Origin of the sequence: Sandarakinorhabdus rubra, from assembly GCF_010994245.1 — a bacterium.
GTDB classification, from domain to species: Bacteria; Pseudomonadota; Alphaproteobacteria; order Sphingomonadales; family Sphingomonadaceae; genus Sandarakinorhabdus; species Sandarakinorhabdus rubra.
Genome location: NZ_WMHO01000089.1, coordinates 1 through 9,850 on the forward strand (window position 1 = coordinate 1; position 9,850 = coordinate 9,850).

The following is a 9,850-nucleotide window of genomic DNA, read 5'->3' on the forward strand; positions in this document are numbered from 1 at the left end:
AGACCGGGTGACCAGATCACCGCCGGCACCGGACCCATGCCGGCCGGCATCCGGATCCTGACCGGCAGGTCGCGCCCGCGCGGGCCGTCGCGCCAGGTGGCGTCGCATTGCGTGTCGGCCGCTGCAGGCGACACTGCCAGCAGCGCCACCAGCAGCAGGAGATGGCGAGCGCCCATGCGCCCAGCCATAGCGCCCGATCAGGCCAGCGTCATCTGCCGGCGGCCGTGCTTCACCACCGCCGCCTGGCCGGCCGTGGTGGCCAGCGATGGCGTCGCGATCGTGTCCATGAACACCCAGTCGCAGCGGGTTTCCGCCGGGCTGAACGACAGGGTGAGATAACCGCGCCGACTGGTGTCGCACCAGGTGAGGCCGGGCGAGCTTTGCAGCAGCCCGGCACGGATCACCGCCGGATCAGCCTTCAGGGCCGATTCATAGCCCGGCGAGGTGACCGACTGGACGCCGAACTCGGCCGCCACCGGTTTGCCGTCGAGCCCGTGGTTGAAGGCCCAGGCGTTGTGGCTGTCCCCGGCAATCACGATCGGGTTGGCGCCGGCGTCCTGCATCGCCTTCAGCAGCCGGCGCCGCGCCTGCGGATAGCCGGACCACATGTCCTGCGCGCCGGGGATGCCGGCCTGGTTGGCCGCCAGGCTGGCCTTCATGTAGGCGGTCGCACGTGGATCGGCATCGGCGCCCAACCACTCCACTGCGTTCTTCGGCGTGAACAGGTCGCCCATCACCACCTGCTGCGCCACCAGCTGCCAGCGCTGGCCAGCCTTCACGCTGGCAGCGATCTCGGCGGCGAACCAGGCTTCCTGTTCGGTCCCCAGCAGGGTGCGCTGCGGGCTCTGCCATTCGCCGCCGGCAAAGGCCTTGATGCCATCGGCGCCGCCACGCAGCGCCGCGCCCAGATCAAGCTGCTTGTCGCGCCCCGACACCCGGGTGTCGAGGGTGATGACCGACAGGAGATCGCCGAAATCATAGCGGTTCCAGGCCCGCTCCGGCGTCATCAGCCATTCGCGGTGGGCCTTCAGCGCGGCAGCCTTGCGCAGGGCCCAGTCGCCCTCGCCGTTGTTGTGGTTCTCGGCGCCGTTCATCCAGGCATCGTTGGCGAATTCATGATCGTCCCAGATGGCGATCATGGGGAACCGCGCGTGCAGCGCCGCCAGGCCCGGATCGGCGCGATAGCTGGCATAGCGCTGGCGATAATCATCGATCATGATGATTTCATCCGCCGGCATGATCTCGCGGCCCGGCATCACGGTGGCCGGATACGTGCCGGCCTTGTACTCGTAGATATAATCACCGAGGTGGATGACGGCGTCGATGTCGTCCCGCGCCGCCAGGTGGGCATAGGCATTGAAATGCCCGAACGGCCGGTTGGAACAGGAGACGACGCCGAGCTTGAGCGCCGACAGCTTGCCCGAGGCGAGCGTCTTCGTGCGCCCCACCATCGATTGCGTGCCATCGGGCGCGGTGAAGCGATACCAGATCCAGCGCCCTTCCGGCAGGCCCGACAGACGCACCTGCGCCGTGCCCCAGCTGTCCGGGCCGGCCACCGCCTCGGCGCGCGCGATCACGCGGCTCATGCCTTCGTCTTCGGCCACCTCCAGCTTCAGCATGGTGGCAGCGCCGGTGACGCTGGCATAACGCGTCCACAGCGTCACTGCGCCGCGCCCCGGATGGCCGGAGGCGACCCCGTGGGTGAAGCCGCTGGCCGGCCACAGCCGGGCGAAGGCCGGGCGCACCGGCAGGATCAGGCCGGCCGCGGTGGCCGACAGGAAGGCGCGACGATCAATGGCAGGACGCATGGTCGATTCCCTCTTAAGAACGGGCGTCATAAAGCCGGTTTGTATGACAGTTTGAGGATAGCGCCCGCCATGGCGAAAATGCGCCGCAAGGCCGATCTTCCGACAAAGGAGTGTGCCGCTTGCGGTCGGCCGTTCGCCTGGCGCAAGAAATGGGCGCGGGACTGGGAAAATGTGCGATACTGTTCCGACGCCTGCCGCAGCGGGGCCTATGGCCGCGCCAGGGCAACCGGCTCGAATTGAAGCATGATCGGGGAGGAATCGCATGGCCACACAACTGAAGACGCCGAGTGTGAAGGACCAGGTTTCGGCCGAGGAATGGGCGCTGCGCGTCGATCTGGCCGCCGCCTACCGGCTGGTGGCGCATTATGGCTGGGATGATCTGATCTTCACCCACCTGTCCGTGCGCGTGCCGGGGCCGGAGCATCATTTCCTCATCAACCCCTACAACCTGATGTTCGACGAGATCACTGCGTCAAGCCTGGTCAAGATCGACGTCAATGGCCACCCGGTGATGGAGACGCCCTACGCCACCAACCCGGCCGGCTTCACGATCCACAGCGCCATCCATATGGCGCGCGAGGATGCCCATGCGGTGATCCACCTGCACACCCCGCACGGCCAGGCGGTGTCGGCCCATAGCGATGGCCTGATGCCGCTCACCCAGACCGCCATGCTGATCCGCGACGAGCTGACCTACCATCATTATGAAGGCGTCGCGACCGACCTGGACGAGCGCGAGCGGCTGGTGGCCGATCTGGGGCCGACCAAGACGGCGATGATCCTGCGGAATCACGGCACCTTGACCGTGGGCGCCACTGTCGCGGAGGCCTTCATCAAGATGTATTTCCTGGAACGAGCCTGCGAGGCGCAATGCCTGGCGCTGGCCGGCGGCCAGGACCTGATCAACCACCCGCCGCAGGGCACGCCCGAAAAGGCGGCGAACCAGGGCCGCGACGGGCTGAAGGTGGTGGGCAACATGCTGGCCTGGCCGGCGTTGCTCCGGAAGCTCGACCGGATCGATCCCAGCTTCCGGGATTAATCCTCGAAGCGTTGCAGCGCGTCGCCGGCAAAGGCGATCAACGCGAGCCAGGCCCAGCCGAACAGCATGGCGGTGCCGCCGGCCGGGGCCAGCGCCGCCACCCAGCGCGGCGCGCCCAGCGCCAGGAGGTTCAGGTCCATCGCGAAGATGAAGCTGCCGATGGACACGGCCCAGGCGCCGGAATGCACCAGGCTGGAATTGCGCCAGGCGATGAGGCCAAACACCGCCGCCACGTGCGGCAGCTGGAACATCACTCCGGTCATGATCCAGTCGCGGGCCTGCGGATCACGGATGCCGTGCGCGGCAAAGGTGCCGAAGGCCAGCGCGATCATGGCGTTGAAACAGGCGAAGGCGGGCAGCGCCCTGGGGCGCGGCTTTGAAGCGGTCATGGGCTGACCATTGCGCGGCGGCAGCCAAAAGAAAAGCCCCCGCGCCAAGCCGGCGCGGGGGCCTTTGGTGTCGAACTGTGCCGCTTCAGGCCGCCAGCAGGCGGCGGCGGCGGGCGACGGCGCCCACCAGGCCGAAACCGGCGATCAGCAGCGCCCACGACTGCGGCTCGGGAACGGCGGTGCTGGCCAGGTTGACGGTCAGCGAACCGCGGCCGAACAGGCCATCGTCGGTGCGGACATAGAAGCCATAGCTGTCTCCGGCGTTCACGTTGAAGCTGAACACGCCGCTCTGCGCGCTGAGAGTGTCGTTGGTGAGCTGGAAGAAGCTGCTGTTGATGAAATAGCCGGCCGGATCCCAGGAGGCGTCTTCATCGGCGGTGGTGAAGCTCCAGCTGCCGCTGACGGTGGCCAGCGCCGCGGCCACGTCGCCATAGCTGGTGACGTTGCCGGACGCGCCGGTGTCATCCCCGGTGATGGTGAACAGGGTGGGGCTGGTCTCGTTGACGAAGCCATCACCACCAAGGCTGTTGTTGATGGTGAAAACCGCCGCCGCCGGGGAGGCGGCAGCCAGCAGGGCCACGGCCCCAAGATACGCAATGCTCTTCATCTCAAACCCCCAGAACCGGTTAACAGTCACGGACTGCACCATAATGGATGCAATTTCCGTGCCAGTGGAGGAATCGCGGCAAGCCCTTGCAGGGAGGCGGCCAATCGCGCCGCCTGGGCGCCACGGTGTAAGCTGCGGCTTACACTCGGCCGCCGGCTTTGGTTAACGGCGCCGGTTCAGTTGGAGAGGCGATACAGCTCGCGCGCGGTGATCATCCGCATGATCTCGTTGGTGCCTTCGAGGATCTGGTGGACGCGCAGGTCGCGGAACAGCCGTTCCATCGGAAAATCCATCAGATAGCCATAGCCGCCGAACAGCTGCAGCCCGCGATCGACGATCGTCATGCCGGCATCGGTGGCAAAGCGCTTGGCCATGGCGGCGAACATGGTCTTGTCGGGGGCGTTCTCGTTCACCTTAACTGCCGCCTGGTAGAGCAGGGCGCGGGCGGCAGCGAGATCGGTCGCCATGTCGGCCAGGCGGAACTGGGTGGCCTGGAAATCGGCGATGGCACGGCCGAACTGCTGGCGCTGGCGGGTATAGGCCAGCGCTTCATCAAGGGCGCGCTGCGCGCCGCCCAGCGAACAGGCGCCGATGTTCAAGCGACCGCCGTCCAGCCCGGCCATGGCGATGGCAAAGCCCTGGCCCTCGACGCCCACCAGATTTTCCGCCGGCACGCGCACGCCATCGAAATTCACTTGCGCGGTGGGCTGCGAGCGCCAGCCGAGCTTGCGTTCCTGCGCGCCGAAGGAGACGCCCGGCATGTCCTTCTCGATCACCAGGCAGCTGATGCCCTTCGGACCGTCGCCGCCGGTGCGCACCATGGTGACATAAAGATCGTTCACCCCGCCGCCCGAGATGAAGGCCTTCGATCCGGTGACGACATAATGATCGCCGTCCCGCACGGCCCTCGTCTTCAGCGCCGCCGCGTCGGAGCCTGACCCCGGCTCGGTGAGGCAATAGCTGGCGAGCTGGTCCATGCTGACAAGGCCGGGCAGATATCTCGCCTTCACGGCTTCGCTGCCGAAACAGTCGACCATCCAGGCCGCCATGTTGTGGATGGAGATGAAGGCAGAGGTGGACGGGCAGCCGTGGGCCATCGCCTCCATGATCAGCGCCGCCTCCAGCCGCCCCAGCCCGCTGCCGCCGCCAGCCTCGCTCACATAGATGGCGCCGAAGCCCAGTGCAGCGGCGGATTGCACGACATCGCGGGGGAAGTGATGTTCTGCATCCCAGGCAGCGGCATGGGGCGTGATCGCCTCGGCCGTGAAGCGGCGGGCCATCTCCTGGATGGCCTTCTGGTCGTCGGTCAGATCGAACTGGCTCATGGCAATTCCTTAGGCCGCTGCCGCTGGGCTGCAAAGTAGATGTGGCAACCGGCCAGTGCTGGCTGGGCCACTGGCACATTCGGGCCGATTCACGCTAGAGGCAGACGATGACCCTTGCCCCTGCCACTCTTGTCGACCAGTTGATCGATATTCATGCCAGTTCCACCGCGGCACTGCGCGCAGCGCTGAAAGAATTCATCGCGTCTGGCACCGCGCCAGATGCCGCGGCCCGGGTGCGCGGCGACTGGGCTTACCCCGAGCTTCGTCTTGAGTTTGCTGGCGAGCGGCGGGCACTGCGGCCGATCCGCGCCTTTGCCCGGCTGAACCGGCCCGGCACCCACGTCGCCACCATCACCCGCCCGGCGATGTTCCGCGCCTATCTGGAGGAGCAACTGGGCCTGTTGATGGCCGATTACGACGTCAGCGTTTCGGTCGGCCGCTCGGGCGTCGAAATCCCCTACCCCTATGTGCTGGACGGCGCGACGGACCTGACGCTGGAAGGCGTGGCGGCGGCTGAACTGGCGCGGCATTTCCCCACCACCGAGCTGCAGCAGATCGGCGACGAGCTGGCCGACGGGCTGTGGGAAGAGGGCCGGGTGGCGCACCGCCCGCTGGCGCTGTTCGATGCGCCCCGCACGGATTTTTCGCTGGCCCGCCTGAAGCATTACACCGGCACCGCGCCTGAGGACTTCCAGCATTATATCCTGCTCACCAACTATCACCGCTATGTCGATGAATTCGTGCGCTGGGCCTGCCGGCAGCTTGGTTCAGGCTATGACCGGCTGGCCTGCCCCGGCGGGCTGGACATCACCGCCGCCAACCCCGATCCGGAGCGCGCGGCCGCCGATTTTGCCTGGCGCAAGAACCAGATGCCGGCCTGGCACCTGGTCGCGCCAGGCGGCAAGGGGATCACGCTGGTCAACATCGGGGTGGGGCCGGCCAATGCCAAGACGATCTGCGATCACCTGGCCGTGCTGCGCCCGGAAGCCTGGCTGATGATCGGCCACTGCGGCGGCCTCAGGCCCAGCCAGGCCATCGGCGATTATGTGCTGGCCCACGCCTATCTGCGCGACGATCATGTGCTCGATGACGTGCTGCCGCCGGAGATCCCGATCCCGGCCCTGTCGGAGGTGCAGAAGGCGTTGCAGTTGGCGACCGAGAAGGTCACCGGCCTGGCCGGAGATGCGCTGAAACCGCGGCTGCGCACCGGCACCGTGGTGACCACCGACGATCGCAACTGGGAGCTGCGCTATTCGCGCTCAAGCTTGCGCTTCAACCAGAGCCGCGCGGTGGCCATCGACATGGAATCGGCCACCATCGCCGCCCAGGGCTATCGCTTCCGCGTGCCCTATGGGACGTTGCTGTGCGTGTCCGACAAGCCGCTGCATGGCGAGATCAAGCTGCCCGGCCAGGCCAACCGCTTCTATGAGGGCGCCATCTCTGAGCATCTGCAGATCGGCATCGAGGCGATGATGCTGCTGCGCGATGAAGGCCCGGCGCTGCACAGCCGCAAGCTAAGGGCCTTTGATGAACCGCCATTCCGCTGACCGGCTGATCAGACCGGTTTGCAGCGGCCGGGCAGGATGGCGCCCAGGGCCCACGCCGAAACGGTGATTTTCCACTGGCCGCGCTCCTTGCGGAAGCTGAAGCTGTGCAATCCACGCTCGCACATGGGCTTGCCGTTGACACGCGAATCAAGCGCTTCGGGAACCACCAGAAAGCCATTGCTGCCCTTTGTTTCGGCCCAGGTCGGCGCGCCGATTCTGGCGTGCATGTTGGTGGCGCCATAGGCGGCAGTGGCCTTGGCCAGATCGGCCGCCCAATCATGATGAGCCTTTGGCCCCTGCCAGCGATAGGGCGGGAATTCATCGATGATGACGGCATCGGCCGCAAAGGCGCTGGCCGCAGCGTCAGGTCGCCCGGCGTTGAAGCTGGCAAACAACTGCCTGACCGGTACCAGCAACGGGCTTTCTTGCACCGGCGCGGCCATAGCGGCGGCCGGCACGGCCAAGCCCAGGACTTGCAGCAGGAACCGCATGGCCAAACCTTCGGTTGTGATGGCCGATGCTAACTTGCCAATGCGGCCAATTCCAGATCGGTCAACAGCGCCTCTCGCGCCGCTTTCACGTCACGCCATAGGTCCGCGTTCGTCATGTCGCCGGGCCCGATTGCTTCAGGCCACCAGCGGTCCACCAACCGCTCCAGCCGGTCGGCCTTGGCGGCATCCAGCAGGAAGCGCGCGTCCACCCGCGCCGGATCGGCCACCACGCGCAGCCGCAGGCAGGCCGGGCCGCCGCCATTCTGCATGGACTCGCGCACGTCGACGAAATGCGCGGCGCGGATGGGGCCATTGCCGGCCACCAGCGCATCGAGATAGGCCTTCACGCTCGGCGTTTCCTCGGCTTCCTTGGGCAGCACCAGCGCCATGCTGCCGTCGGGCAGGGTGAGCAGCTGGCTGTTGAACAGATAGGAGCGGATCGCATCCTCAAGGCTGACAGCGCTGGCCGGGACCTCGACGTAGTTCGCATCGGGCATCAACCGCGCCAGCTCTGCCTTCACAGCGGCGGCATCGGCAAAGGCCTGTTCGTGCGCGAACAGCACGTGGCCGTTGGCCACCGCGACCACGTCGTTGTGGAAGGCGCCGGCGTCGATGGCGGTCTGGCTCTGCGCCACGAACAGTGCCTGGGCCACGCCGTGGCGGCGGGCGATGGCTTCGGACGCGCGGCGGTTCTGGCGGGCCGGGAAGCGGCCGCCCTCCTCACCATAGACAAAGATCTCGAGACCCGGTGCGTCGTGGGCAGCGCATAGCCGCATGAAGTTGGCGGCGCCCTCGTCACCATACGCCGCCGGCAAGGCCTCGTGCACGGCAAAGGCCGGATCGGCGAAGGCGATGGCCAGTTGCGCGTGGGTTTCGGGATGCTCGATGCTGCGATGGGCCATGCGCGACAGGTTGGCAGCGCTGATGTGGCAGCGGCCGTCCGCCGTGTCAGGCGCCGGCGAGACAGTGGCGGCGTTGGCCGTCCACATCGAGGACGCCGAGGCAGCGGTGGCGAACAGGCGTGGGTCTTCGGCAGCCGCGCGGGCGATCACCTGCTCGTCTGTGCCGGCAAAGCCCATGGCGCGCAGGAAGCCGACATTCGGCCGGTCGAGCGGTAGCAGGAAACCCTGGGTGAGCCCCAGGCCCATCACGAAGCGCATCTTGGCGATGCCCTGCAACGCCGCCGCGCGCGGGCGGCTGGTGGCCCCGCCATGCTTCGCGCTGGCAAGATTGCCGAGGCTGAGCGCGGCATAATTGTGGCTGGGGCCAATCAGGCCATCGAAGTTGATCTCACGGATCATGGCTTCAGGCCCGTAGCGATGCTGGCGGCCAGCGCATCGCTGGCCAGCGTTGCCACCGGGAAGGCGCAATAGTCCGCGGCGTAATAGGCGGATGGCCGGTGGTTGCCGCTGGCCCCGATGCCGCCGAAGGGTGCGGCCGAGGAGGCGCCGTTGGTCGGCCGGTTCCAGTTGACGATGCCGGCGCGCGACCGCGCCCAGAAATCATCGAAACGTGCAGCATCCCCGCCGATCAGCCCGGCGGCGAGGCCGAAGCGCGTGGCGTTGGCGGCCTGCACGGCGGCATCCCAGTCCGGCACGCGGATGATTTGCAGCGCCGGCCCGAACAGCTCATCATCGCTGGCCGTGCAGCCGGTCATGTCGATCACCGCCGGGGACAGGAACGGCCGATCGGCGCGGGCACGCACCAGCGGGCGCAACACCCGCCCGCCGGCGGCCTGCAACTGCGCCCAGCCGCGTTCCAGGCCATCGGCGGCGGCGTTGGAAATCACCGGCCCCATGAACGGCTGCGGTTCATCGAAGGGCGCGCCGACGATCAGCCGGTCGGCCAGCGCCAGCACGGCCTCCACCAGCCGGTCGTCACCTGCCTTCAAGATCAGCCGGCGTGCGTTGGTGCAGCGCTGCCCGGCCGACAGGAACGCCGATTGCACCACGGTCGCCGCTGCGGCGTCGATGTCGGCCACATCCCCCCCCAGATCCCACGCCACCAGTGGATTGTTGCCGCCCATCTCCAGCGCCAGGATGCGGTGCGGCGTGTCGGCAAACTGGCGCGCCAGCGCGGCACCGACATGCGCCGAGCCGGTGAACAGCAGGCCGTCAATGTCCGCGCCGGCCAGGTCGCGACCAATGTCGCCGCCGCCGTGGACGATGTTGAGCACACCCTCCGGCAGACCGGCCTTTGACCACAGCCGGCCCATGAACTCCGCCACCGCCGGCGTCTGCTCCGACGGCTTGAAGACGATGGCGTTGCCGGCCAGCAGCGCCGGCACGATATGGCCATTGGGCAGATGCGCCGGGAAATTATAGGGGCCCAGAACCGCCAGCACGCCATGCGGCTTGTGGCGCAGCAGCTGCTTCACCCCGGCGGCCTCGCCAGCCTTCTCGCCCGCCCGCTCGGCCTGCGCGGTGATCGAAATCTCCACCTTGGCCGCCACGCTGGCGACCTCGGTGCGGGTTTCCCACAAGGGCTTGCCGGTCTCGCGCGCGATCAGCCGGGCGAAGTCATCTCCCGACGCTTCCACCGCCGTCTTGAAGGCACGGGCGACGGTAATCCGCTCTGCCAGCGGGGTTGCCGCCCAGCCGCGCGCGACGGCGCGGGCACGCGCCACCGCCGCCGCCACGCCGCC

10 protein-coding genes are annotated in these 9,850 nt (G+C 67.6%); 3 read left to right on the forward strand and 7 right to left on the reverse strand.

Going from position 1 to position 9,850, the window contains the following annotated elements; genetic code table 11:
- Window positions 1–197: 197 nt before the first annotated feature.
- Complete coding sequence (locus tag GJV64_RS07260; protein ID WP_164156599.1) at window positions 198–1,808, reverse strand: alkaline phosphatase D family protein; 1,611 nt, start codon at window positions 1,806–1,808, stop codon at window positions 198–200.
- A gap of 69 nt (window positions 1,809–1,877) precedes the next feature.
- Here GJV64_RS07260 and GJV64_RS07265 point away from each other — a divergent pair, with 69 nt between their 5' ends.
- Window positions 1,878–2,048, forward strand: a complete 171-nt coding sequence (locus GJV64_RS07265; protein ID WP_164156600.1) for a DUF2256 domain-containing protein — start codon at window positions 1,878–1,880, stop codon at window positions 2,046–2,048.
- Window positions 2,049–2,070: 22 nt separating this feature from the next.
- Window positions 2,071–2,847, forward strand: coding sequence for a class II aldolase/adducin family protein (locus GJV64_RS07270; protein ID WP_164156601.1), 777 nt, complete (start codon window positions 2,071–2,073; stop codon window positions 2,845–2,847).
- Here GJV64_RS07270 and GJV64_RS07275 read toward each other — a convergent pair.
- From GJV64_RS07275 to GJV64_RS07285, 3 genes are all read right to left on the reverse strand, one after another.
- Window positions 2,844–3,236: a DUF423 domain-containing protein gene (locus tag GJV64_RS07275; RefSeq protein ID WP_235927642.1), complete on the reverse strand. Its 393-nt coding sequence runs from the start codon at window positions 3,234–3,236 to the stop codon at window positions 2,844–2,846. The two genes, GJV64_RS07270 and GJV64_RS07275, sit on opposite strands and share 4 nt — an antisense overlap.
- 85 nt (window positions 3,237–3,321) lie before the next feature.
- Window positions 3,322–3,843, reverse strand: a complete 522-nt coding sequence (locus tag GJV64_RS15600; protein WP_164156602.1) for a PEPxxWA-CTERM sorting domain-containing protein — start codon at window positions 3,841–3,843, stop codon at window positions 3,322–3,324.
- Between the two features lie 176 nt (window positions 3,844–4,019).
- Window positions 4,020–5,168: an acyl-CoA dehydrogenase family protein gene (locus tag GJV64_RS07285; protein WP_164156603.1), complete on the reverse strand. Its 1,149-nt coding sequence runs from the start codon at window positions 5,166–5,168 to the stop codon at window positions 4,020–4,022.
- A gap of 107 nt (window positions 5,169–5,275) precedes the next feature.
- Between GJV64_RS07285 and GJV64_RS07290 the strand changes: the two genes are divergently transcribed.
- Window positions 5,276–6,715: an AMP nucleosidase gene (locus GJV64_RS07290; RefSeq protein WP_164156604.1), complete on the forward strand. Its 1,440-nt coding sequence runs from the start codon at window positions 5,276–5,278 to the stop codon at window positions 6,713–6,715.
- An 8-nt stretch (window positions 6,716–6,723) separates the two neighbouring features.
- Here the strand turns inward: GJV64_RS07290 and GJV64_RS07295 are convergent, their stop codons facing one another.
- The 3 genes from GJV64_RS07295 to astD all read right to left on the reverse strand — a co-directional run.
- Window positions 6,724–7,206: a nuclear transport factor 2 family protein gene (locus GJV64_RS07295; protein WP_164156605.1), complete on the reverse strand. Its 483-nt coding sequence runs from the start codon at window positions 7,204–7,206 to the stop codon at window positions 6,724–6,726.
- 29 nt (window positions 7,207–7,235) lie between these two features.
- The gene (locus tag GJV64_RS07300) at window positions 7,236–8,507 is read right to left on the reverse strand and encodes an N-succinylarginine dihydrolase (protein ID WP_164156606.1); all 1,272 of its coding nucleotides are present in this window, start codon (window positions 8,505–8,507) and stop codon (window positions 7,236–7,238) included.
- On the reverse strand, window positions 8,504–9,850 hold a 1,347-nt coding region (gene astD / locus GJV64_RS07305), incomplete at its 5' end, for a succinylglutamate-semialdehyde dehydrogenase (RefSeq protein ID WP_164156607.1). The genes GJV64_RS07300 and astD, both read right to left, overlap by 4 nt.

Excerpts from the sequence above, each read along its gene's own strand:
- GJV64_RS07260 (WP_164156599.1), bottom strand. The coding sequence starts at position 1,808 with ATGCGTCCTGCCATTGATCGTCGCGCCTTCCTGTCGGCCACCGCGGCC.
- GJV64_RS07265 (WP_164156600.1), top strand. The coding sequence starts at position 1,878 with ATGGCGAAAATGCGCCGCAAGGCCGATCTTCCGACAAAGGAGTGTGCC.
- GJV64_RS07270 (WP_164156601.1), top strand. The coding sequence starts at position 2,071 with ATGGCCACACAACTGAAGACGCCGAGTGTGAAGGACCAGGTTTCGGCC.
- GJV64_RS07275 (WP_235927642.1), bottom strand. The coding sequence starts at position 3,236 with ATGACCGCTTCAAAGCCGCGCCCCAGGGCGCTGCCCGCCTTCGCCTGT.
- GJV64_RS15600 (WP_164156602.1), bottom strand. The coding sequence starts at position 3,843 with ATGAAGAGCATTGCGTATCTTGGGGCCGTGGCCCTGCTGGCTGCCGCC.
- GJV64_RS07285 (WP_164156603.1), bottom strand. The coding sequence starts at position 5,168 with ATGAGCCAGTTCGATCTGACCGACGACCAGAAGGCCATCCAGGAGATG.
- GJV64_RS07290 (WP_164156604.1), top strand. The coding sequence starts at position 5,276 with ATGACCCTTGCCCCTGCCACTCTTGTCGACCAGTTGATCGATATTCAT.
- GJV64_RS07295 (WP_164156605.1), bottom strand. The coding sequence starts at position 7,206 with ATGCGGTTCCTGCTGCAAGTCCTGGGCTTGGCCGTGCCGGCCGCCGCT.
- GJV64_RS07300 (WP_164156606.1), bottom strand. The coding sequence starts at position 8,507 with ATGATCCGTGAGATCAACTTCGATGGCCTGATTGGCCCCAGCCACAAT.